We start from the raw sequence: 22,143 nt of genomic DNA, 5'->3' as shown, positions 1-22,143 counted from the left end.
AGGCCCCCTCATCAATTCATGTAAAAACCGAACGCGCCGCCGCTGCGCGGGCCGCTGGCTGCGGCGGTCGCCGGTTGTGCGTCCAGCGGCGTGGCGAGCGTGCGACTGCGCACCGGCTCGACCAGGTACGGGGTAATCAGGATCACCAGCTCGGTTTCATTGCGCTGGAAACGCTTGGAGCGAAACAGGTTGCCCAGGATCGGCAAGTCGCCAAGCAGCGGCAGCTTTTCAATGTCCTGGCTGCTCTCACGCTGGAACAGCCCGGCAATCGCGAAGGTCTGCCCGCTGCCGACTTCCACCCGCGTGTCCGCACGGCGCACGCTGAAGGACGGCACATGGAAATTGCCGAAATCGACCGTACCGCCGCTGACCACGCTGCTGACTTCCGGGCGCACTTGCAGGGCGATGCGCCCGTTGGGCAACAGCGTCGGGTTGAACAGCAGCGACACGCCGAACGACTTGTATTCGATGCCCACCAGGTCACGGTTGACCGGCACCGGGATCGCCACTTCGCCACCGGCGAGGAAGCTGGCGGTCTGGCCGGTCATGGCGGTGATATTCGGCTCGGCCAATATCTGCAAAATGCCGTTGGCCTGCAGCGCGTCGAGCATGCCGTCGATGTTCACATTGCCCGAGCCGGTGCCTGCCGTTGCCAGGCCACCGGCCGTTGCCGCTGCCAGGCCGCCGCCGGTGATCAGCCCGAAGGAGAAGGTGCCGTTGCTGAACATCGCGTTCCAGTTCACGCCGTAGTGCAGCAATTCGGAGCGCGAGACTTCGGCAAACCGTACGCGCAGGTTCACCTGGGCCGCGCCTGCGTATTCGGTGGTGTTGATTGCGCTCTGGAAGCCTTGGTCCTGCGGGTTGAGCAGCGCGTTAAGGTCCGTCGCTTCGGCCACCGAACCGACGGTGCCTTTGGCAATCAGGCGGTTGCCGGCGCCGCTGATCTGCGCGCCATTGCCGGGGTGCAAGGCCTGCATCGGCGTGGTCACCGCGGCCGTACCGCTGCTGACCGACAAGGTCAGGCTGGCCAGTTGTTTGCCGTCATTGCCTAGGGCAATCAGGCTGGTAGTGCCTGGCGCCTTGCCGAAAATATAAATCGTGCCCGGCGACACCACCTGCAGGTCGGCCACGTTCGGCTCGGCGACCAGTACCGAATCCACCGGCGCCACAAAATGCAGAATGCGCCCTTCACCGGACGCCAGGTTGATCGAACCTGAGGCCCCGTTGGCAATGTCCTGAGCCTGACTTGCAGTGGTGACCAGAGCCAGCAACAACATACAAAAACGCATCATGAGGCAGACGCCAGGGAGGTGACGGAAGCCGCGGCAGGCGCGCGGCGGTTGGAAATATCGGTGAGGCTGATGGTGACCAGCGCTTGCAGGTTGTACTCGGTGGCCAGCTCGCGGAACGACAGCACCGCCAGCTCCAGTTCACCGCGCAGCACCAGACGGCGCAGGCTGCGCCGCAGCTCCGGGTGCACCAGCAATACCGCGCTGTTGACCTCGCGGGTGTTTTCACAGGCCTGGCGCAGTTGCGCGAGCAAGGCGCGGCTGACGTCTTCGGGGATCAATTCGCGCTGCGGCTCCTGGCGACGCAGGGACGCGCGCAACTGGTCTTCCAGGCCCGGCGCCAGCACCAGTGCACCGATTACCCGGTTGCGGTCGGCGTACTGATGGCTGATCTGGCGCGCCAATGCCGCGCGCAAATGTTCGGCCAGCCGCCCGGCATCGGTCTCGCGGGCGCCCCACTCCACCATGGCTTCGAGCAAGGCGCGCTGATTGCGGATCGACACGCCTTCGCCGACCAACAGGCGCAAGGTCTCGGCAACGCGCTGCAAGGGGACCAGGCGCAAGGCTTCCTTGACCAGTTCGCCGTACGTGGCTTCGTTGCGTTCGAGCAGCAGGCGGGTTTCCTGGATGCCGAGGAAGTCGGCGGCATAGCGGCGCAGGCTGCGTTCCAGCACGCCGCACAAGACTTCGGCGGGCAGCAGGAAACCGATGCCCGCGTTGCGCAGGGTCTCTTCATGCTGGCGCTCGACCCAGTGGGCATTACGGCCGTTGAGCGGCGAGTCGGCTTGCACGGTGGCGATGTCCAGCAGTTGCACGTGCACCGGGTCGTCCTGCACAAGCAAGCCATTGATCGGCAGTTCGCCTTCGCTCACCGGCACGCCTTCCAGCGACACGCGGAAACTGCCCGGCGTGGCCTTGGCCTCCATGTAGATGCCCGGCACCGGCACATCCACGCCCAGGTCAGTACGGATGTCGTGACACAGCGCTTCGACACGCTGGCGCAGCAACTGGCGCGGCGCGCTCTGGGACACGCCGCTGCCCAGGGTGAGCAGCACGCGAGTATCGGGCAGCAGGTTGTCATCCAGTTCGGCCTGCGCCTCGACCACCGGCTCCGGGGTTTCGGCCAAGGCTTCCAGCTCGCCCTGGGGCTGACGGGTGTGCCGGCGGTACATTACGAACGCTGCGCCGCCAAAGGCTGCGGACAAGCCGAGGAATACCCAGGTCGGAAAACCGGGCAACAGGCTCACACCGATCATGATCAATGCCGTCAGGCCCAGTGCCCGGTAGCTGGCGCCCAGCTGCTTGATGATCTCGCTGCCCAGGTCGCCGGCTTCACCGTCGCTGTTGACCCGCGTGACCACCGTGCCCGCCGCCACCGAAATCAGCAGCGCCGGGATCTGTGCGATCAGGCCGTCACCCACGGTCAGCAGCGAGTAGGTGTGCACCGCCACACTAAACGGCATGTCGCGTTCGATCATGCCGATCAGCATGCCGCCGAGCAGGTTGACCGCCAGAATCACCAGGCCGGCGATGGCGTCGCCTTTGACGAATTTCATCGCGCCGTCCATCGCGCCGAACATCTGGCTTTCGCGCTCCAGGCGCGAACGCCGACGACGCGCTTCGGCCTGGTCGATGTCGCCATTGCGCAGGTCGTTGTCGATGCTCATCTGCTTGCCGGGCATCGCGTCCAGGGTGAAGCGCGCGGCCACTTCCGCTACGCGTTCGGCGCCTTTGGTGATCACCACAAACTGCGCCACGGTGATGATCAAAAACACCACCATGCCGACCACGACCTGGCCGGCGATCACGAAGTCACCGAAGGCCTTGACGATATGGCCGGCATCGCCGTGCAGGAGGATCAAGCGGGTGGTGGTGATCGACAACGACAAGCGAAACAGGGTGCTGAGCAGAATCAGCGGCGGCAGCGCGGAGAATTCCACGGAATGGCCGATGTAGAACGCAACGATCAGGATCAGGATGCTCAGGGCAATGTTGAGGCCGATCAGCATGTCCACCAGATAGGTGGGCAGCGGGATGATCATCATCACAATCGCCATCAGCATGAATGCGACGATGATCACGTCGGTGCGCTGCGCCGCCATGCGCGCCAGGTTGTTCAGGCGGTTGAGGGCACTCATGCGCCGGCCCTGCGCGCAGCCAGGTAGCGTTTGAAGCACTGGCGCGCTTCGTCCTTGCGCTCGCCGTACCACAGCGCGCGGGCGCGCAGCAGCAACAGGCTGGCGGACTCGCCTTCCAGCGCCACCAGACGATCGAGGGCACCCAGGGCACGGCCGGCGTCGCCGCTGTCGGTGAACGCGAGCACCAGCGAGCGCAGCAACACGCCGTCTTCTGGCGCGACGCTGACGGCGATCAGCAGCATCACCAGCGCGCGCTGGGACTGGCCGTTGCGTCGGTACAGCTCGCCAATGCCTTTGAGCAATTGCACGGCGTCGTCGTTATCGCGGGCCATCAGGCATGTACCTCCGAGCGTTGCTGTTCGAGGGTGCGGCGCATCTCGATCTCTTCGCTGATCAGGTCATGGGCCAGTTCCTTGATGTCCGTCTCGGCATCGAGGGACGGCAGGATGTGTTCCATCACGTGTTCCAGCAGCTCCAGGGAGCGGGCGCTGCCGAACAGCAAGGAGTCAACGCCCGCGGCGCTGGTGAGTTCTTCGAGGTCACTGCGCAGCGAGCGGCGGGTTTGGGTCTTGCGGGTGTTGAGCACCGCCTCGAACGCAGTGGCCTGGCGTGAATTGACCGGGCGAACGGCTTCGACGGGGGCGCTGCGTGCGTCGCTGGGGATGAGCGGGCGGGGTTCGACTTTCATGCGGGGGCCTGCGAACAGCGCTCATGGCTGAATAGGTACTCCGACCCAAGATCTCTAGCGCCTGACAAATAGCTTTCGCGGGCAAGCCCGCTCCCACATTTGAATTGCGTGGCGGTGGGTAGACTTGGGTTGGCGGGGGGGACGCCATCGCGGGCAAGCCAGCTCCCACGGATGGGTTGGGTGCGTTCCATGGGGCGACTCATAAGGTGAAGGTGAAGCGCTCTTCGCCACGGGCGAGGATCACTTGGTTGTTCTCGATGCGCTCCAGCACCCAGTTGTCCGCCAGGGCCGCGCCGGGGTACAGGCGTTTGCCGCTGTCGTTGATCACGTAGGGGTTGGTGCCGAACCACACGGCCTGGAAGCGCACACGCGGGCGTGCGGCGTCGGCGCGTACGCTGACGCGAGGGTTGAGGACGATCTGTTGGCCGTAACGCTCATCGAAGGCTTGTTGCAGGGCCAGCCATTGAGGTTTTTGCGAATGTTCGAAGCTGCCGACGGCACTGAGCTGGCCGTTGGCGTCAGTGACCTTTATTGCATCCAGGTGGGCAGCCTGGAGTTGCTGCTCCAGCCAGGTTTTGGCGTGTTCACGCGATGGTTTTTTCAGCGCAGGCACCTGCGCCGCGACCGCGGCCTGGGTGAGCGGCGTGTCGTTGCGCACCGCCAGCGCCCCCGCACATAAAAACAGCAGGACGATCGCGACAATCCAGGGCGTAAATGTGCGTGTGGCGTCCGAAGGTTTTTCCACCCCCTCAGGCGAGGCCAGGCTGACACCTGCCGTGCCGATACGCAGCTGCAACGGCAGTCGCGCGCGATGGCCGCTGCCGTGGGGAATACGGACATTTTTGCCAAGCACCACATCGCCGCCCAACGCTTCGACTGCCACCTGGCCGCCCTCGAACCGCAGGCGCAGGTGCAGGCCGGCGATGCCGGGATCGCTGAGTACCAGGTCGGCCGCGAGGTCCGCGCCGAGGGTGTAGACAGGCTGGTCGAGCACCAGGGAACTGCCCTGATGCAAACCGCTGGTCACAGTCAGGGTCGGTGCGCCAATACCAGCGACCGGACCCAAGGAAATCAAGGCTGTCATGTTCGGGTTTGCCCCCTTGAGCATGTGCAACGGGGTCAACAATCAGAAGGTGAAAACACTCAGCAGGTAAACGGGCAGCGCCGGCGCCGCCCGTTTTGGCGAATCAGTTCTGCGGACGCTGTTTGGTGGCGTCGAGTTCCGCTTTTTTCGCGGTACTGATTTCAGTGATCTTGGCCGACTTCTCGATAGCCATGTTGAAGGTCGCTTCCATCTTCGCGATAGCGTCGTCGGCGCCGCCGGCTTTTACTGGTGGGACATCAGCCATGTTCATCTCCTTGCATCGATAGGGAAGTTATTCAGTTGCGCAACAGCAAGCTGAAAGTATGCAAACCGGTGAATGCCCAAAACGTCAGACAGTGAGCCTTCGAACCGTCGTTGGTTTGCATGGGCCCCATACTACTCACGATCAAAACGCCTTCGCTGTGAAAGCTTGTGAAACGTTTCGCTTACAGGGTGTGAAAGGTTTGGCTCAACCTGGCAGTGAGAAAAACTCATGCAGCTGAGGCCGTTGAACTTTTTTAAAAAAATCCATACACGCAAAAGCCCCAGTGTTTACGGGCCTCTGACGGCATCAATTGAAAAGTTTGCGAACTTTCAACCGCTGGTTGAGTGTTCGATTAGGGACGTTCTCACCGCTATTTTCGCGACCACTTCACATTTTTCGCTAATAGCCTTTTGCCCAACTTTGCGGATACTTCCATTTGTAACAAAAGCGACTTGATCATCGCGTTTGATAGCTCGGCGCGAGTGGCCTTAATGCCCGCGAGCAACTAATTGCCTGCGCCGAATTAGTACAGTTGCACTAATAGCCGAAATCGTTAGTGCGCAGGCCCTGATATATGAAAGAACTTCCAGGTGAACATTTATGCCAGCGATCCCAAGTAGTCGTGACCCTGTTGAAACCCGGGCACAGACGGCTCGCAGAAAAAATTCGAAACCGCGTTGGGTATGCACAACAGCTGACCGACAGGTGTCGCACCAGCTTTAGTGTGGCAAGCTGGCTTGTTGTGGCGAGCGGGCTTGCCCCGCGCTGGGGCGCGAAGCGGCCCCTCCTACAAACACCGCATTCTTTCAGGCAAACCGCGTAGCCGGTTTTGGGGCCGCTGCGCAGCCCAACGCGGGGCAAGCCCGCTCGCCACAACGGGCCTGCGCCAACAGTTTTATCTCGGCCCAGGAACAACTGACCGACAGGTGTGACAACCAGCGTTATCGTGGCAAGCGGCGTTGCTGTGGCGAGCGGGCTTGCCCCGCGTTGGGGCGCGAAGCGGCCCCTCCTACAAACACCGCATTCTTTCAGGCAAACCGCGTAACCGGTTTTGGGGCCGCTGCGCAGCCCAACGCGGGGCAAGCCCGCTCGCCACAACGGGCCCGCGCCAACAGTTTTATCTCGGCCCAGGAACAACTGACCGACAGGTGTGACAACCAGCGTTATCGTGGCAAGCGGCGTTGCTGTGGCGAGCGGGCTTGCCCCGCGTTGGGGCGCGAAGCGGCCCCTCCTACAAACACCGCATTCTTTCAGGCAAACCGCGTAACGGGGGCGCGAAGCGGCCCCTCCTACAAACACCGCATTCTTTCAGGCAAACCGCGTAGCCGGTTTTGGGGCCGCTGCGCAGCCCAACGCGGGGCAAGCCCGCTCGCCACTGCAAGCCCGCTCGCCACAACGGGCCCGCTCGCCGCAACAGGCCTGCTTGCCACGACGAGCCCGCGCCTACAGTTTTAGGTTTGCGGCGTACAGCTAATCGCACTCAGGTCCAGGTGCCCGTCCTTCAGCGGTGGGCACCAGTAGTACCCGCCCGTCAACGGCTTACTGATGCGATACAGCCCATCCACTATCCCGTCTTCCAGCCCGCTCATGCGCCGCAGCTGCGCTTCAAACGCATCAAAGGAATGCCCAAACGCAAGGAACATCAACCCCGCCTGACCGTTCTCGGCCCAAGGCATCGAGCGGCGCACCACGAAGGCTTCCGGGGTGAAACTTTCCTGCGCGGTGCGTTTGGTGTGCGCGGACTCGGGGGCGTCGTCCAGCTCTTCGTTATCGCCATGGCGGCGGCCGATGATGTGGTCGCGCTCCTGCGCAGGCAACGCGGCAAAACCGTCGAGGTCGTGCTGCCACTGCTGGATCGCGGCAAAGCTGGCGCCGCTGTCGGTCATCGCGGCTTCGACCGCGGCGTCGTCGTGGGGGTTTTCAGTGCCGTCTTCATAGTCGGTCAAATCGAAGCCGGTCTTGTAGCGGAAACCTTCGGTCATCTGCACCAGGCGAAAGGCCGGCGCCAGGGCCTTTTCAACACTGCGGCTGCGCAACAGCAGCTCACCGCGATCCACGCCATGCAGCCACACCCACAGCGCCTGCTGAGTGGAGGGGTTATGCGCGCCCGGGCCGCTGACGACAGGGAACGCGCGCAAGCCGTCAATGGTTGCGCCCAGTGCAGTCACCAGCGGCTCACCCAAACCCACCACCGCGGCCGAATCCGTCAACTGCACCAGCGCGTCCAATGCGGTGGGTACGGCTGCCAGGCAATCCACGGCAAAAAACAGATGGCGTGCCTGCAAGGGCACCGGTGCGGCAAGAATGCCCGGCTGGTACTGACTCATGTGAACTCCTTCAAGAAAGCCGCGTAGTTTAACCGCCGCACGCCTGCTTTTGCTCAGGCTTTTCCAGATCAAGCGGGGTCCAGACCCAATTGCGCCTTCAACTGCGTCCAGCCCTTGGGCGTGACCCGTACCGCGCGGGAATCTTTCGAGCGGCGCAACCAACCGGCTTCGCACAACGCGCTGAGCAACTGCACGCCCAACGCCCGGCCAGATGGTTGTAGCAGCACCGGCCAAAGCGCAGCGCCTGAGCCTCGCGACTTTGGGGTTTGAGCGCTATCGCCGACACAGGCGCAATCGCGCTGAGGCCGGATTCGCCGCCGGCACCCTCAACACCGCGCGACAAATCGGCGCAGCGCTGGGCGTGGCGCCGGCAGGGACGCTGCTGTAATGCGTCTGGCGCTTGCCACACAGCCCTTGGATGGGTGACTCTCTAGTCATGTTTTGCAACTATTCCAGGGGTAGCGACATGACCACCAGTAACCTGCTCGCCCAGCTGTTTCCGACCTGCGCCGCCGATATTCCCGAGCAATTTCGCCTGGCGGCGCCCATTGAACAGCGTGATTACTTGGTCGACGGCCAGTTGCAGGTGTGGAACGGCCCTTTGGCCCAGGTACTGAGCCCGGTGCAATTGGGCGATGAGCGCGTGCATATCGGCAGCACGCCACTGCTGGACGCCGACACCGCACTGACCGCCCTCGACGCCGCCGTGCGCGCCTACGACCGAGGCCAGGGCGAATGGCCGACGATGCGCGTGGCCGAGCGCATCCAGCATGTGGAAGCCTTTTTGCGGCGCATGCGCGAACAGCGTGACGCGGTGGTCAAGCTGCTGATGTGGGAGATCGGCAAGAACCTCAAAGACTCGCAGAAAGAATTCGACCGCACCTGCGACTACATCACCGACACCATCAATGCCCTCAAGGAACTCGACCGCCGCAGCAGCCGCTTCGAGCTGGAACAGGACACGCTTGGGCAAATCCGCCGCGTACCGCTGGGCGTGGCGCTGTGCATGGGGCCTTACAACTACCCGCTGAACGAGACCTTCACCACGCTGATCCCGGCGCTGATCATGGGCAACACCGTGGTGTTCAAGCCGGCCAAGCTTGGCGTGCTGTTGATTCGCCCGCTGCTGGAGGCGTTCCGTGACAGCTTTCCGGCCGGGGTGATCAACGTGATCTACGGCAGTGGCCGTGAAACCGTCAGTGCGCTGATGGCCAGCGGCAAGATCGATATCTTCGCGTTCATCGGCACCAACAAGGCCGCCAGCGACTTGAAAAAGCTGCACCCCAAACCACACCGCCTGCGCGCGGCCTTGGGCCTGGATGCGAAAAACCCTGGCATCGTGCTGCCCGAGGTGGACCTGGACAATGCAGTCAACGAAGCCGTTACCGGCTCGCTGTCGTTCAACGGTCAGCGCTGCACTGCGCTGAAAATCCTGTTTGTGCACGCAGATGTCGTCGAGCGCTTTATCGAAAAATTCAACACCAAGCTGGCGACATTGAAGCCAGGCATGCCGTGGGAAGACGGCGTCTCGCTGACGCCGCTGCCGGAAGTCGGCAAGGTCGATTACCTCAACGCGCTGGTGGCCGATGCGGCGCAGCATGGCGCCAAGGTGGTGAATGCCAATGGCGCAACCAGCCGCGGTTCGTTCTTCTACCCGGCGGTGCTGTACCCGGTGAGCCCGCAGATGCGCGTGTACCACGAAGAGCAGTTCGGGCCAGTGGTGCCCATCGTGCCTTACCGTGACCTGGGCACGGTGATCGACTACGTGCTGGACTCGGACTTCGGTCAACAACTGAGTATCTTCGGCACCAACGCCGTGGAGGTCGGGCGCCTGGTAGATGTGTTTGCCAACCAGGTGGGCCGTATCAACATCAACGCCCAGTGCCAGCGTGGCCCGGACACGTTCCCGTTCAACGGCCGCAAGAACTCGGCCGAGGGCACGCTGTCGGTACATGACGCGTTGCGCGTGTTCTCGATCCGCACGCTGGTGGCGACCAAGTTCCAGGAGAGCAACAAGGCACTGGTCAGCGATATCCTGCGCAACCGTGACTCAAGCTTCTTGACCACCGACTACATTTTCTAACGATGGCGCAGTTCACAATGTGGGAGCGGGCTTGCTCGCGAAAGCGCTGGATCAGTCAACGATGTTTCGACTGACACTGCGCACTCGCAAGCCAGCCCGCTCCCACCCTTTAGACCGCGTTCGCACTGACTACTGAGGCCACGTTTATACCGATGAACCTGCATTTGCCCGCGTTCGCCCGGCGCCTGCTGCGCCCCTTGCTCGACCCCTACCGCCGCTATCGCCATGCCAAGCTGATCCACGCCGTGCGCGTGTCCATCGGTTTGCTGGCCACCATTTTGCTCACCACCGGCATCAACCTGCCGCACGGCGAGTGGGCCTCGGTGACCATGCTGATCGTGATCGGCGGTTTGCAGCACCACGGCAATATCGGCAAAAAGGCTGTGGAGCGTGCTTACGGCACCTTGATCGGCGCCAGCGTCGGCTTGTTGCTGGTGGTGCAACAGGCCTATTTCGGCCAGCCGCTGCTGACTTATCTGTTGATGTCGGTGGTGTGCGGGTTCTTTTCCTATCACGCCATCGGCAAGGGCGGTTACATCGCGCTGTTGTCGGCGATCACGGTGTTTATCGTGGCGGGGCACGGGGATAATCCGATATCCGACGGCTTGTGGCGCACCGTCGACATTCTGATCGGCATCGTGTTGGCGCTGGCGTTCTCCTTCGCCCTGCCGCTGTACGCGGTGTACTCGTGGCGCTACAACCTGGCCAGCGCGTTGCGTGACTGCGCGCAAATCTATAGCCGAATCATCAGCGGCCAGTCGGTCACCGATGATGAACACTTGAAGCTGCTCAACCGCTTGAATGCGGCAATGCTGCAGTTGCGCTCGTTGATGCCGTCGGTGTCCAAGGAAGTGCGCATCTCCATGACCGAACTGGATGCGATCCAACGGCATCTGCGCATGTGCATCAGCACCCTGGAGATTCTCGGCAATACCCGGCCCGACCCGCGCGACGAACAGGCGATAGCGCGGATGCAGGTGATGTTGAAGGCGGAGCACCGGCAGATTCGGGTGCAGTTAGTGGGCATGGCGCGGGCATTGAAGCTGGGGTTTACCGAGCGGCTGGAACGGCCTGCCACGCACACAACGGATGACGAGGCGCTGGAAGCGCCGGTACAGAATGCGCTGGACGGGTATCGGTTATTGACGTTGCAACTGGCGGCGAATGTGGATGCCATGCGCCAGCGGTTGGCCAAGACGGCGAGTCACTGGAAGATTTGACGAGAATGCAAAAGGGACAGCGTACGGTTAGGTAACGCTGTCCCGGCGCACGCTCAAGCATGACGGATGATCAGGTCAGACGGGTGATGCGCACCGAATTGACGATAAAGTCATTGCCACCCTCCGCACCACTGCCGCCGCCTTTGGCCTGGTAGTTATAAAGCACAACTTCCGCACCGCCCATACTGCCGACAAACTCGGCGTCCAGCACATACCATTGCTGCCGAGGTATGGAGACTGGGCCTTTGAGGGTTTGCCCAGCCACAAATATAGCCAGAAGCGGATCGTTATAACCCGACTGATTATAAATAGTTGCATCAACCCGATAACGATGAGCGCTATTGAAATTACGCACCGCATTGAACAAGACACCCGCATTCGATGCCGGCCAGAGTGCGGTGACGACTTGAAAGCCCGTACCTGACATGTAACCACCCGCCGCACCTGCACCGGTACTCCAGGGTCCATAGCTTCCACCCGGAAAGTTGGATACAGCGTCCGTCCACGAATCGTTAATTATGTAGCTCGCTGTTGGAAACACTACAGCTCGCCATTTGTCCGTGCCGCCATCGTAGGCCACTCGAGTCTCAATCTGAAACCTGGAGTTCCTCGGCAGCGCCGTCAAAACATTACGCAGCACTGCCTGATTCACCAGGCCATTTATCGCATCGTGAGTCGTGACCACATAATCCGTCAGCACCTCCTGCGATCGCCCCTCTCCTATCAACGTCATCCATACACGCTGGCCTGCTTTACTTAACGGCCATTGACTCAACGACAACTGAGCATTGCCCGCGAAGTTGTTCAAGTCGATGACCGTTCCATTGGCTTGATGATTAATTGTGGGTGTCGGCAACAGGGCTGGCGCAATTGCACCGACTGTGACGGTTTGAACGGTTGACTGAGCTGTTCTTCCAGCCCGTTGAATCGAATACTGCAACTGCACCCGGCTATTGACACTGTTATGCAGCACTTGAGCCGCCGTCAGATCGAATACTACGGTGCCACTCGCATGACCACTCAGGGTTGTTTGATATTGACTGCCATCCTGATAAATCCAACTCAGTGTGATGCTGTCCGTGGCGAGCATGCCAGGGTATTTAACTGTCACGCCGGTGTTGTATTGAATGGCCAACGGGTCAACTGTCGTCGCTTGCGCAGTGTTTGAAGCGCCGTTGAGTGTTGGGTAGGGCAACACATCGGGAGTCGGTGTGCCTACCACCCTGACCACGGTGGTGCCCGACCGTCCCAGTGGCGAGCCCGTGCCGGTTTGCCACTCGAACCTTAGGCTGACCGTGGCATCCGTCAGCGAGCTGAGCACGTCGTTGCCGATAGGAATGGTCTCCCCTCGCAGATTTCTGTCGGTGACCGCCGGCAAACGAAGCGTACGGGTTGACTCGCCATACTCGGTCACCTGGGTGATCACCACTGTGAGCACAACGCGGTTGCTCGGGCTCGGTGTCGGCGTCTTGCGCGGCAACGCGACCAGCGCCGCAAACCGTGCCGCGCTGAACTGGTCCAGATCGACGACGGAGGCTTCGACATCGTTGACCGTGAAGATCGGCGGATCAAGCAGGCTGGGGTCCAGTTCGCTGTTGAGGATGTAGGGTCGGGAATAGGCGTACTTCTCGCCGGAGGTGTTGTTCACCACATCGCGCACCATAAATTGCACACCCACCGGGCCGTACGGGTTGCCCGCCTGGATAACCGAAGGGCTGATGAAAACCCGGATCGGCCCCAGCCCGGCAGCCTCGTCGGGGCTGACCACATGGTCAATGGTCATGGCGCCGTAGGCGACGGTGATGGTGTCGTTCTTGCGGATGTTTTCGTACTTGGTAATCAGGCACCACAACCCGCCGGTAATGTTGCTGGGATTAAGGATCGAACCCGCCGGGAACCCCTCAACCGACAGGATCAAGCCTCTGTGGAATTGTTCGGATGCCCAGAACGTGAGGCCACCGGGACGCTTGGTCTTCACCAGGTAAGTTTCAGGCATGGAGCGCAGTAATTGCCCGCTGGCAGCGCGCTTGACCTGGCCGAACACCGGGAATTCGCCTTCCGGAATTTTGGTCTTGGGGATGGACAGGTTGTAGCGATCAGTCACTTTGGTGACGATGGCCGAGGCCACCGCAATGCTCGAGTCCCGCCAGTAGATCGCGTAAAGGTCGTTGACGGTGGCCGCGTACCAGTTCTCGAAGGTAAAGAGCGCATTTGGGTCGGTTTCGCGCTGACCCAGCCCCCACTTCGCGGTTTCCGGGTACAGGGCCTCAGCCAGTGAAACAGACGGATAGACCGAATACGGCGGCGGTGAGAGTTCTTCAGTGGGGGTGGTCATGGCCATCACCTTGCTGGGTTGGGGCGCGCGCAAATGGCGCGACGGGCAAGGTCGATAAAGCGCTTGGGACAGTCATCGAATCTACTGTCAGAACTGACAGTAGCGACAAATGGTAGAGACCGTTTTACGGCGTCAGGGAGCCGCCAGGCCGGCAAGTCGTTGCAAGCGTTAACGAAAAAGGGACAGCCTGCGTTGACGCAGTGCTGTCCCATGCACGTCCTGTGCGTGTTAGGTGAGGCACCAAAGACTTTAAACCGGGACGAAACTCACACTGTCCGAGCCATTATTGACGACCAGTGCTACGCCGGCGGCGGGCGAGAAGGCTATGTTTGCAGCGTTGCTGAACCCGGTGAGGCGTTTAGTAACCTGGTTTGTGTTGGTGTTGATGATGTACACCGAATCGCGATTGGACCCAATGCCGCCAGGGCCCACGCCGCCCACCCAGAGTTCCGGAGCATTCGGGTTTCGCGTGATGCCCCACGCCCAATTGATACCCGTGATTTTCTGGATGATGACGTTACTCATAAGGTCCACAACCAGGACGCCATCAACGTCACTGACATAGGCGTAGCGCGCCGGCGTGCCCGCACTGAAGGCAATTTGCACGGGCCGATTGGTACCGCTGATTCTCGCCACGAGCGCATTGCGGGTACCGGCGCTGATGATATCCAACACCGAGGCTGAAGCGACGAGCACCTGTGTTTGTTCCGGGTTGACCGCCACGCCGAACGGGTTCACCCCAACGGAGACCCGACCCAGAACGGCGCCCGAGGCGGCATCATGGACCGACACGAAGGAATTTCGGGTGCAGGCGACAAACAATCGCGAGCCATCCGCCGTAATGGCGAGCCCCGAAAGGTCGTTGCCGCCCGCGATCTGAACCGTCGAAAGAATCCTGTACGTGGAGGTATCAATGACGGTGTAACTTGACCCATCAAAATTGCCCACATACAGACGCCGGTTGTCTGGACTGAGCACCGACAGAAACGCCGAGTTCACATTGAAGAGGGTGTAAATGACTTTACGCGCCTTGATATCAATCACTGAAACCGAATGGCTAAACTGACAGGTTACAAAAGCCCGCAGCCCATCGCTGGTGATACTGATCCCGTGGGGGGCCATCCCGATGTCAACCGTCTCGGTCAACCCGCCGCCCTGGGCTTGAAACGTCAGCTCCTGAATAGCCGAAGATTGTGTCTTGGTCCCCGTCGTCACCTCATAAGACAGCTTGATGAGCTGGCCTGGGCTTTGCGCGAGGATTTGGGTGCTGATGGAAAACAGCACCAGGCCGCTGCTGACCCCGGCCTGCACAGGAATACTGGCGACAGTGCCATCGGCAAAGGTCCATTTGAGCCTGATGATCTGCGCCTCAGTCATGCCCTGATACGCCACGGCCACGACGGCGCCACTCGGATAGTTGCTGGCGAAGACAATCTGGGGACCTGTTTTGTTATCGAAGGCCGGCGCCAGCAGCCGCAACGCTGGCGTACCGACCACTTGAACCACACTGGTGCCCGAGCGATTGAGCACCACACCCCCAGCGGTTTGCCACTCAAAGCTCAGGCTGATCTTGGCCTCCATCAACGAGCTGAATACGCCGTTGCCGATGGGAATGCTCTCGCCCCGCAGGTTTCTGTCGGTCACCGCCGGCAAGCGAATTGTTCGGGTTGACTCGCCGTACTCGGTAACCTGGGTGATCACCAATATGAGCACCACGCGGTTGCTCGGGCTCGGCGTCGGCGTCTTGCGCGGCAAGGTGACCAGCGCCGCGAAATGTGCCGCGCTGGACAGATCCAGATCAACGACGGAGGCTTCGACGTCGTTGACCGTGAAAATCGGCGGGTCCAGCAGGTTGGGGTCCAGTTCACTGTTGAGGATGTAGGGCCGGGAATAGGCGTACTTCTCGCCGGAGGTGTTGTTCACCACATCGCGCACCATAAACTGCACGCCTACCGCGCCGTACAGGTTGCCTGCCTGGATAACCGACGGGCTGATAAAAACCCGGATCGGCCCCGGCCCGGCAGCCTCGTCGGGGCTGACAACATGGTCGATGGTCGTGGCGCCGTAGGCGACGGTGATGGTGTCGTTCTTGCGGATGTTTTCGTACTTGGTAATCAGGCACCACAACCCGCCGGTAATGTTGCCGGGATTAAGGATCGAACCCGCCGGGAACCCCTCAACCGACAGGATCAAGCCTCTGTGGAATTGCTCCGCAGCCCAGAACGTGAGGCCTCCGGGACGCTTGGTTTTGACCAGGTAGGTTTCAGGAAGGGAGCGCACCAATTGACCGCTGGCAGCGCGCGTGACCTGGCCGAACACCGGGAATTCACCTTCCGGAATCTTGGTCTTGGGGATGGCCAGGTTGTAGCGATCAGCCACCTTGGTGACGACAGCCGAGGCCACCGCAATACTCGAATCGCGCCAGTAGATCGCGTAAAGATCGTTGACGGTGGCCGCGTACCAGTTCTCGAAGGTAAAGAGCGCGTAGGGGTCGGTTTCGCGCTGGCCCAGACCCCAGGTCGCGGTTTCCGGGTAAAGCGCCTCAGCCAATCGGACAGCAGGGTAGACCGAATAAGGGGGTGGAGACAGTTCTTCAGTGGGAGTGGTCATGGCCATACCTTGCTGGTTTAGCGCGCTGAAACGGCGCGACGGGCAAGGTCGATGAAGCGCTTGGGGCACTCATCGAATCTACTGTCAGAACTGACAGTGGCGACGAATGGTAGGCTTGCAGGAAAAATCCGACAGGCAACAACAGGATCGACAATCTGTTGTTACCCACCCATTTTCTTACATTTTTTTCACGATTTATTCACATCCGCAGACGTAGGGTGAAGCCTCATCCGTTACAAACGTTGCACATCAAGCCCGCCGCCCCAGCGGGCTTTTTTTTGCCCTGAATAAAAGCTTATCGCGCGGCCTTGGTCGCGGGTGCAACCGCTTGTTCACGAATGGCGCGCTGGGTATCCAGCACCTTGGCCAACGCGGTTTCAGCCTCAGCGCTTTGCTGCGGCACACGAATCGCGGCCGACACCAGCGTGATCAATTTGGCCATCACCTCGGCGTCCGTGGCCGGGCGGCCCAGGCTCATGGAGTTCATCAGCAGGCGCAGTTCCGTCCCCGCCATCACCCCGGAAATCGCCTTGAGGGCAAATTGCAGGCGCACGCCAAGCTCATTGCGGGGCAGGTCCGGCAAGGCCAGCGCAAACGCCTCAAAAAAACGCTGAAAAACCGGCTGGTAATGAACCTTGAGGTATTCCTGGATAAACGGCGAGGTGTCGCTGTAAACCCGACCCAGGAAGCGAATGAATGAGCGCCCTTCCCCGCTGGCCGGGTCACTGCGCTCCAGGCCCATGGCCGGGGCGAACAGCACGCCAAGCAAGGTATCGCAATCGAGGGGCCCATCGGATTCGGCTTCACAGCGCGCGAGCAGTTCCAGGCGCTGCTCGTTGAGCGGCTCCAGGCGCTGCATCAGCAGGGTTTTCATCAGGGAATCCTTGTCCCCGAAGTGATAGTTCACGGCGGCCAGGTTCACCTGGGCGCGCTCGGTAATCTGCCGGAGCAGAACGGCGTCGTAGCCGTACTTGATGAAGAGAGCCTCTGTCGCATCCAGCAGTCGAGTCTTGGTAACGTTTGGAGCGCTGAGTTTCTTCGCGACCATAGGAGTTCCACGGGGGAAATATTGTTTTAAAAAATAATTTGATTTTTTATACCGGGGCGGCCCTTCGAAAGCAAGTACTGACACTGCGCTATCCATCTAAAAGCCTGTATAACCGGGACTTCTGCGACTCGCCGAAGGGATCGCGAGTCACCTGAACGCTTGCGCGATAAAATCGTTTCAAAGGGTAAAACCGCTCTACATCCATGGCTGGCGAAGCGCATGGAACGCGGTTACTATTCAAACAATATTTTAAAAACAAGAAATAAAACCAGTCCGTGACGCGTACCAGGCAGCTCCCGAACTTGTTACAAGGATTTACCGGGCGCAAGCGGCACCGTCGAGACTGCAGGCGTAGTCATGATGACAGAGACCCCCGCGCACCCAGGCTTGATCTCCCTGCAAGGCATCGGCAAACGCTATCAGCTTGCCGGCCAGGAACTGACCATCCTCAATGATGTGTGCCTGTCCATCGCCAGCGGCGACAGTTGCGGCATTCTCGGCGCCTCTGGCTCCGGCAAAAGTACCCTGCTCAATATCCTCGGCCTGCTGGATTTGCCCAACTGCGGCCAATACCACTTCGCCGGCCACGATATTTTCAGCGCCAGCCCCGACGAGCTGGCGGCGATCCGCAATCAGCAGATCGGTTTCGTGTTCCAGAGCTTCAACCTGCTGCCGCGCCTCAGCGCCCTGGACAACGTCGCCCTGCCCTTGAGTTACCGCGGCGTGTCGCGCCACGAGTCGGTGGAACAGGCGTTGCGCATGCTGGAACAGGTCGGCCTGGCCGAGCGCGCCCACCATCGCCCCGCCGACCTCTCCGGCGGCCAGCGTCAACGCGTGGCAATTGCGCGTGCGCTGGTCGGCAAACCCTCGGTGATTCTTGCCGACGAACCCACCGGCAACCTCGACAGCACCACGGCGCAGGAAATCATGGATCTGCTTCTGGGCCTCAACCGCGAGCAGCAAGTGACGCTGATCATCGTCACCCATGACCCGCATATCGCCGAGCGTCTGGAGCGCAAGATCCTGGTGCGCAATGGCGTGGTGCATGAGGCCGGGCGCCTATGAGCTTGCGGGTCGAGCAGAGCCTGAGCCAACTGCTGCACGAAGCGTTCGTGAGCCTGCGCACCCTGGGCAAGCGCTCGGTCCTGGCGCTGCTGGGCATCGTCATCGGCAGTTCATCGGTGGTGGCCTTGATCAATATCGGCCATAACGCGGCGGTGGATGCCGCGATGATTTTCAAGGACATGGGCACCGACACCCTGGTCGCCCAGTTTCCGCCCAAAGGCAACAGCAGCGCCCCGATGCGCGCCAGCCTCGACCTTGAGGCCGTGCGCGACACCGTGCCGGGCATTGCCCATATCGGTGCCCTCAGTGTGTTCGGTGGCCCCATCGTGTTCCACGGCCGCACGGCTAACGCCAACCTGGTCGGCACCACAGCCGATATCAAGGACGCCATGCGCCTGGTGGTGCGCGACGGGCGATTTCTTTCGCCTTTCGACGCCAGTGAGACCTACGCCGTGATCGGCGACCAGCTCGCTCAGGCCCTGGGTATGCCGGGTGATCCGCTGAAACCGGGCGACCGCATACGCATCAACGACTACCTGTTTCTGGTAGTGGGCATCCTGCACAACCAGGCCCGCGCCATGCTCATGCCAGTGCAGGCCAACGAATCGCTGTTCATCCCCGCCGAAGGCATGCGCCGCATCTACCCGACGCCGCAGATCGGCAACGTGATTATCCGCGCCACGCCAGGCCAGGACATGGAGCGCATCGCCCGCGACGCCTCCAGCGCCTTGAAACGCCAACTCACCGACCACGATGTCGACATCCAGGTGCCCCAGCAAATGATCGATGGCATGACCCGTCAGAGCCGCACGTTCGCCTATTTGTTGCTGGCGCTGGGTGCGATCTCGCTGGTAGGCGGCGGCGTCGGTGTGATGAACGTGATGCTGATGAATGTCTCGGAGCGCCGCCGTGAGATCGGCATCCGCATGGCCCTGGGTGCGCGTCAGCGTGACATCCGCAACCTGTTCCTGCTCGAAGCCGTGACCCTGACGGCCGTCGGCGCACTTTGCGGCGCGGTGCTGGGCATGAGCGCCGCCTGGCTCTACGCCTGGCTGTCGGGCTGGGCGTTTGCCCTGGCCGCCGCCGCCCTGCCCCTTGGGGTGGGCAGTACGTTGCTGGTGGGCTTGTTCTTTGGCATCTACCCGGCGGTGTCCGCCTCGCGGCTGCAGCCGGTGGAGGCCTTGCGTGATGAATAAATGGCCGCTGTTACTGCTGATCGCAAGCCTGCCGGCCATGGCTGGCGACGTGGTGATCAACCCGTCCGCCCCCAGCAGCACCCGCAGCGGTTACGAGCGCGGTGTGTCGTTGAATGCCCAGGTCACCACCCTGACCCTGGGTGATGCGGTGTACCTGGGCTTGCGCAACAACCCGGCGATCCGCAGCGCGTACCTGCAACGGGTGGCGCAGAAGTTCGACCTGCGCGTGGCCGAAGATGTGTTCAACCCCAAGCTCACGCTCAACAGTTATTACCGCCAAAGTCGCGGCACCGCCGATAACTCACGCAATGCCAACCTCGCCCCGAACGCCACCTTGCTCGGCGAATACGGCACGCGGCTGAGCATGGCCTGGACCCAGCAACTGAACAACGCCGATCGCGCCGGCCGCTACCGCAGTGACGGCCTCGACCTGGCGCTCATCCAGCCGCTGGCGCGCGGCGCCGGCTGGGACGCCACCACCGCGCCGTTGCGCCTGTCGCGCCTGTCGGAACAGGCCAATCGGCTCAATCTCAAGGCTACCGTGGCGCAGACCATCAGCCAGATCATCGCCACCTACCGCGAACTGCTGCGCGCCCAGGAGCAGTTGAGCATCGTCCAGGATGCGCTCAAACGCTCCAACACGCTGCTGGAGGTGAACAAGGCATTGATCAGCGCAGGCCGCATGGCCGAGTTCGAAATCGTGCAGACCGAAGCCGACATCGCCACCCAACAACTCGGCGTCGAAGAAGCGCAGAACCAGCTCGATACCAGCCGCCTGGCCCTGCTGCGCCTGTTGGCGCTGGACCTGTCGACGCCCATCCGCGCCAGCGAGGCGCTGGAGGCCAGGCCAATGACCATCGACAAGCGCCAGGCCTTCAACCTGGCCCAGACCCAGCAGCCGGAATACCTCGCCGCCTTGCTGGGCAGCCAGCAGGCCGACCTCAACCTGGTGATCGCCAAGGATTCCGGGCGCTGGCAGGTCGACCTGGTGGCCGGGGCCAACCAGATCCGCGATGCCTACAGCAACAACGACAACGGCAATGGCATCGGCAACGGCAACGGCAACGGCAACAACCGCACGTGGAACAGCTACGCTGGCGTGCAGGTGCAAATCCCCATCGGTGACATCAGCACGCGACAGGCCGAGGTGCGCGCGCGGGTCAACGTAGAGGACCAGGAGATCCGTATCACCGATGCGCGTCAGGAGCTGGAACGCAACGTCAATGACGTGGTGCGCGACCTCGGCACCCGCTGGCGTCAATATGAAATCTCCCAGCGCGCTGTCGAACTGTCGCGGCGCAAGATCGAAATCGAACGGGAAAAACTCAGTGCCGGGCGCTCCACCAACTTTCAGGTGTTGAGTTTCGAGACCGACCTGCGCAACGCCGAGAACGCGCAGCTCAATGCACTGATCGCTTATTTGAACGCCCAGACCCAGCTCGACCTGACGCTGGGCATGACGCTGGAAAGTTGGGAAATCGCCCTCAATGACTACTGATAAAAAACGCCTGCTGGGCGCTGTATTGGTCGTGCTGCTGACCGGCGCAGGCATTGCCGTGCTCAGCCATCGCAGTGACGCCGGGCAAGCCCAGACGGCCGAGCAATGGCTGGCGGTAAAACCCGACGCACTCGTGCACCAGATCGGCCTGGTGGGCAAGATCGAACCCGAGTCCACCGTCACCCTGACGGCGCCGTTCGACGGCAACGTGCTGGACAACCTGGTGGAGCAAGGCCAGCGTGTCGACGCCGGCCAGGTGCTGCTGCGCATGGACCCGGCGACCCTCGAAGTGCAGCTGCGCGACGCGTTGTCCGCCCAGCTCAAGGCCCGGCGCACCGTGCAAGAGATGCAAGACTGGGACAGCAGCCCCGCCGTCAGCCGTGCGCGCCGCAGCCTGCGCACCGCCGAAATGACCGCCGGCAACACCCAGCGCAAACTCACCGAAAGCGAAAACCTGTTCAAGCGCGGCATCATTCCGCGCAACGAACTGGACGACCTCAAACAACAGACTCAACAGCAGCAACTGGACCTCGCCTCGGCCCGCAGTGAACTGCAGCAGGCGCAGAGCCAGGGCCAGGGCGAATACAAGCAGATCGCCGACATGGAACTGACCAATGCCACGGTCAAGTACGACGCCCTGCACAAACTGCTCGATGGCAAGGAGGTCAAGGCGCCGTTCTCCGGCATCGTGGTGCCCGCCCCCGGCAGCAATACGTCGACGCCAGGCGGTGGCAACAATAACGCGCCGGTGCAGGCCGGCAGCAAAGTCAGCCAGGGCCAGGTGCTGTTCGGCCTGGCGAACATCGAGCGGCTGAAAATCGTCGCCAAGGTGTCAGAGCTGGACATCAACCAGCTGCACCAGGGCCAGGCGGTGGAAGTGATGGGCGATGGCTTCGACGGTGAGCGGCTGACCGGCTCCGTGAGTGTGGTCAGTGGCTTGGCGATTGCCAGCGACAGCCAGGGCAGCGCGCAGTTTCCGGTGACGTTGTCGATTCCCAAACTGACACCGCAGCAATTGCAACGCGTGCGGCTGGGCATGAGTGCGCGGCTGACCATCGTCACCTACAACAACGCGCAGGCGATTGTGGTTCCCAGCCAGGCGATCAACCGCGCTGACATGACCGTGGAGTACCGCGCGACGATGGATCAACCGGTGGAACGGGTGAAGGTCACCACCGGGCAGTCGACCGCGCAGGGGGTGGAAGTGTTTGGCCTCAAGCCTGGTTTCGTGAAGATTGGAAGTTGAAACGCCGATCAACTGTGGGAGCGGGCTTGTCGGATCGCCGCACCGCTGCGA

General features: G+C 61.6%; 18 protein-coding genes. 7 read left to right on the top strand and 11 right to left on the bottom strand.

What is annotated here, in order from left to right; translation table 11 throughout:
• Window positions 1–11: 11 nt before the first annotated feature.
• The 8 genes from FPT15_RS20265 to FPT15_RS30145 form a co-directional block, all read right to left on the bottom strand.
• On the bottom strand, window positions 12–1,292 hold the full coding sequence (locus FPT15_RS20265) for a type II and III secretion system protein family protein (protein ID WP_145164080.1): 1,281 nt from the start codon (window positions 1,290–1,292) through the stop codon (window positions 12–14).
• Complete coding sequence (gene sctV / locus FPT15_RS20260) at window positions 1,289–3,427, bottom strand: type III secretion system export apparatus subunit SctV (RefSeq protein WP_145164078.1); 2,139 nt, start codon at window positions 3,425–3,427, stop codon at window positions 1,289–1,291. The genes FPT15_RS20265 and sctV overlap by 4 nt, the downstream gene beginning before the upstream one ends.
• Complete coding sequence (locus FPT15_RS20255) at window positions 3,424–3,759, bottom strand: lipopolysaccharide assembly protein LapB (RefSeq protein ID WP_145164076.1); 336 nt, start codon at window positions 3,757–3,759, stop codon at window positions 3,424–3,426. Before FPT15_RS20255 ends, sctV begins: the two co-directional genes overlap by 4 nt.
• Complete coding sequence (locus tag FPT15_RS20250) at window positions 3,759–4,115, bottom strand: hypothetical protein (protein WP_145164074.1); 357 nt, start codon at window positions 4,113–4,115, stop codon at window positions 3,759–3,761. The genes FPT15_RS20255 and FPT15_RS20250 overlap by 1 nt, the downstream gene beginning before the upstream one ends.
• A 199-nt stretch (window positions 4,116–4,314) precedes the next feature.
• Window positions 4,315–5,199 (bottom strand): FHA domain-containing protein, encoded by an 885-nt coding sequence (locus FPT15_RS20245; RefSeq protein WP_145164072.1) that lies wholly within the window; start codon window positions 5,197–5,199, stop codon window positions 4,315–4,317.
• 103 nt (window positions 5,200–5,302) lie between these two features.
• Complete coding sequence (locus tag FPT15_RS29850; protein ID WP_016969018.1) at window positions 5,303–5,464, bottom strand: hypothetical protein; 162 nt, start codon at window positions 5,462–5,464, stop codon at window positions 5,303–5,305.
• A 1,451-nt stretch (window positions 5,465–6,915) separates the two neighbouring features.
• Entirely contained in the window at window positions 6,916–7,791 is an 876-nt protein-coding gene (locus FPT15_RS20235; protein WP_145164068.1) for a Dyp-type peroxidase, read from the bottom strand.
• Window positions 7,792–7,859: 68 nt separating this feature from the next.
• Entirely contained in the window at window positions 7,860–7,985 is a 126-nt protein-coding gene (locus tag FPT15_RS30145) for a hypothetical protein (RefSeq protein WP_256676500.1), read from the bottom strand.
• A 17-nt stretch (window positions 7,986–8,002) separates the two neighbouring features.
• Here FPT15_RS30145 and FPT15_RS29845 point away from each other — a divergent pair, with 17 nt between their 5' ends.
• From FPT15_RS29845 to FPT15_RS20225, 3 genes are all read left to right on the top strand, one after another.
• Window positions 8,003–8,179 carry a hypothetical protein gene (locus tag FPT15_RS29845; protein WP_178119721.1) on the top strand — a complete coding sequence of 59 codons (177 nt, stop codon included), beginning with the start codon at window positions 8,003–8,005 and terminating at the stop codon, window positions 8,177–8,179.
• Between the two features lie 78 nt (window positions 8,180–8,257).
• On the top strand, window positions 8,258–9,874 hold the full coding sequence (locus FPT15_RS20230) for an NADP-dependent glyceraldehyde-3-phosphate dehydrogenase (protein ID WP_145164065.1): 1,617 nt from the start codon (window positions 8,258–8,260) through the stop codon (window positions 9,872–9,874).
• A 158-nt stretch (window positions 9,875–10,032) separates the two neighbouring features.
• Window positions 10,033–11,094 carry an FUSC family protein gene (locus FPT15_RS20225; protein WP_145164124.1) on the top strand — a complete coding sequence of 354 codons (1,062 nt, stop codon included), beginning with the start codon at window positions 10,033–10,035 and terminating at the stop codon, window positions 11,092–11,094.
• Between the two features lie 70 nt (window positions 11,095–11,164).
• Here the strand turns inward: FPT15_RS20225 and FPT15_RS20220 are convergent, their stop codons facing one another.
• The 3 genes from FPT15_RS20220 to FPT15_RS20210 form a co-directional block, all read right to left on the bottom strand.
• The gene (locus FPT15_RS20220) at window positions 11,165–13,429 is read right to left on the bottom strand and encodes a hypothetical protein (RefSeq protein WP_145164063.1); all 2,265 of its coding nucleotides are present in this window, start codon (window positions 13,427–13,429) and stop codon (window positions 11,165–11,167) included.
• Window positions 13,430–13,678: 249 nt separating this feature from the next.
• The gene (locus FPT15_RS20215) at window positions 13,679–16,039 is read right to left on the bottom strand and encodes a YncE family protein (RefSeq protein ID WP_145164061.1); all 2,361 of its coding nucleotides are present in this window, start codon (window positions 16,037–16,039) and stop codon (window positions 13,679–13,681) included.
• 295 nt (window positions 16,040–16,334) lie between these two features.
• Complete coding sequence (locus FPT15_RS20210) at window positions 16,335–17,087, bottom strand: TetR/AcrR family transcriptional regulator (protein WP_145164059.1); 753 nt, start codon at window positions 17,085–17,087, stop codon at window positions 16,335–16,337.
• A 357-nt stretch (window positions 17,088–17,444) separates the two neighbouring features.
• On the opposite strand from FPT15_RS20210, the gene FPT15_RS20205 reads away from it, so the two are divergent.
• Genes FPT15_RS20205 through FPT15_RS20190 form a run of 4 tightly spaced genes read left to right on the top strand, consistent with a single transcriptional unit; the run spans window position 17,445 to window position 22,092 of the window.
• Window positions 17,445–18,152: an ABC transporter ATP-binding protein gene (locus FPT15_RS20205; protein ID WP_145164057.1), complete on the top strand. Its 708-nt coding sequence runs from the start codon at window positions 17,445–17,447 to the stop codon at window positions 18,150–18,152.
• A complete protein-coding gene (locus FPT15_RS20200; protein WP_145164055.1) occupies window positions 18,149–19,348 on the top strand; it encodes an ABC transporter permease in 1,200 nt (399 codons plus the stop codon). Before FPT15_RS20205 ends, FPT15_RS20200 begins: the two co-directional genes overlap by 4 nt.
• Window positions 19,341–20,846 carry a TolC family protein gene (locus FPT15_RS20195; protein ID WP_145164053.1) on the top strand — a complete coding sequence of 502 codons (1,506 nt, stop codon included), beginning with the start codon at window positions 19,341–19,343 and terminating at the stop codon, window positions 20,844–20,846. The genes FPT15_RS20200 and FPT15_RS20195 overlap by 8 nt, the downstream gene beginning before the upstream one ends.
• Window positions 20,836–22,092 carry an efflux RND transporter periplasmic adaptor subunit gene (locus tag FPT15_RS20190; RefSeq protein ID WP_145164051.1) on the top strand — a complete coding sequence of 419 codons (1,257 nt, stop codon included), beginning with the start codon at window positions 20,836–20,838 and terminating at the stop codon, window positions 22,090–22,092. The genes FPT15_RS20195 and FPT15_RS20190 overlap by 11 nt, the downstream gene beginning before the upstream one ends.
• Window positions 22,093–22,143 lie beyond the last annotated feature (51 nt).

The sequence above is a fragment of the Pseudomonas sp. RGB genome (assembly GCF_007713445.1).
Lineage (GTDB): Bacteria > Pseudomonadota > Gammaproteobacteria > Pseudomonadales > Pseudomonadaceae > Aquipseudomonas.
The sequence above is the reverse complement of the archived record's forward strand: the minus strand, read 5'-3'. Positions and strand labels throughout refer to the sequence as shown.

Bases quoted from the DNA above. Each gene is read 5' to 3' on its own strand.
- FPT15_RS20220 (WP_145164063.1), bottom strand. From the start codon at position 13,429: ATGACCACCCCCACTGAAGAACTCTCACCGCCGCCGTATTCGGTCTAT.
- FPT15_RS20200 (WP_145164055.1), top strand. From the start codon at position 18,149: ATGAGCTTGCGGGTCGAGCAGAGCCTGAGCCAACTGCTGCACGAAGCG.
- FPT15_RS20245 (WP_145164072.1), bottom strand. From the start codon at position 5,199: ATGACAGCCTTGATTTCCTTGGGTCCGGTCGCTGGTATTGGCGCACCG.
- FPT15_RS20210 (WP_145164059.1), bottom strand. From the start codon at position 17,087: ATGGTCGCGAAGAAACTCAGCGCTCCAAACGTTACCAAGACTCGACTG.
- FPT15_RS20195 (WP_145164053.1), top strand. From the start codon at position 19,341: ATGAATAAATGGCCGCTGTTACTGCTGATCGCAAGCCTGCCGGCCATG.
- FPT15_RS20235 (WP_145164068.1), bottom strand. From the start codon at position 7,791: ATGAGTCAGTACCAGCCGGGCATTCTTGCCGCACCGGTGCCCTTGCAG.
- FPT15_RS20230 (WP_145164065.1), top strand. From the start codon at position 8,258: ATGACCACCAGTAACCTGCTCGCCCAGCTGTTTCCGACCTGCGCCGCC.
- FPT15_RS29850 (WP_016969018.1), bottom strand. From the start codon at position 5,464: ATGGCTGATGTCCCACCAGTAAAAGCCGGCGGCGCCGACGACGCTATC.
- FPT15_RS20255 (WP_145164076.1), bottom strand. From the start codon at position 3,759: ATGGCCCGCGATAACGACGACGCCGTGCAATTGCTCAAAGGCATTGGC.
- FPT15_RS20250 (WP_145164074.1), bottom strand. From the start codon at position 4,115: ATGAAAGTCGAACCCCGCCCGCTCATCCCCAGCGACGCACGCAGCGCC.
- FPT15_RS20205 (WP_145164057.1), top strand. From the start codon at position 17,445: ATGATGACAGAGACCCCCGCGCACCCAGGCTTGATCTCCCTGCAAGGC.
- FPT15_RS20265 (WP_145164080.1), bottom strand. From the start codon at position 1,292: ATGATGCGTTTTTGTATGTTGTTGCTGGCTCTGGTCACCACTGCAAGT.
- FPT15_RS29845 (WP_178119721.1), top strand. From the start codon at position 8,003: ATGGTTGTAGCAGCACCGGCCAAAGCGCAGCGCCTGAGCCTCGCGACT.
- FPT15_RS20215 (WP_145164061.1), bottom strand. From the start codon at position 16,039: ATGACCACTCCCACTGAAGAACTGTCTCCACCCCCTTATTCGGTCTAC.
- sctV (WP_145164078.1), bottom strand. From the start codon at position 3,427: ATGAGTGCCCTCAACCGCCTGAACAACCTGGCGCGCATGGCGGCGCAG.
- FPT15_RS20190 (WP_145164051.1), top strand. From the start codon at position 20,836: ATGACTACTGATAAAAAACGCCTGCTGGGCGCTGTATTGGTCGTGCTG.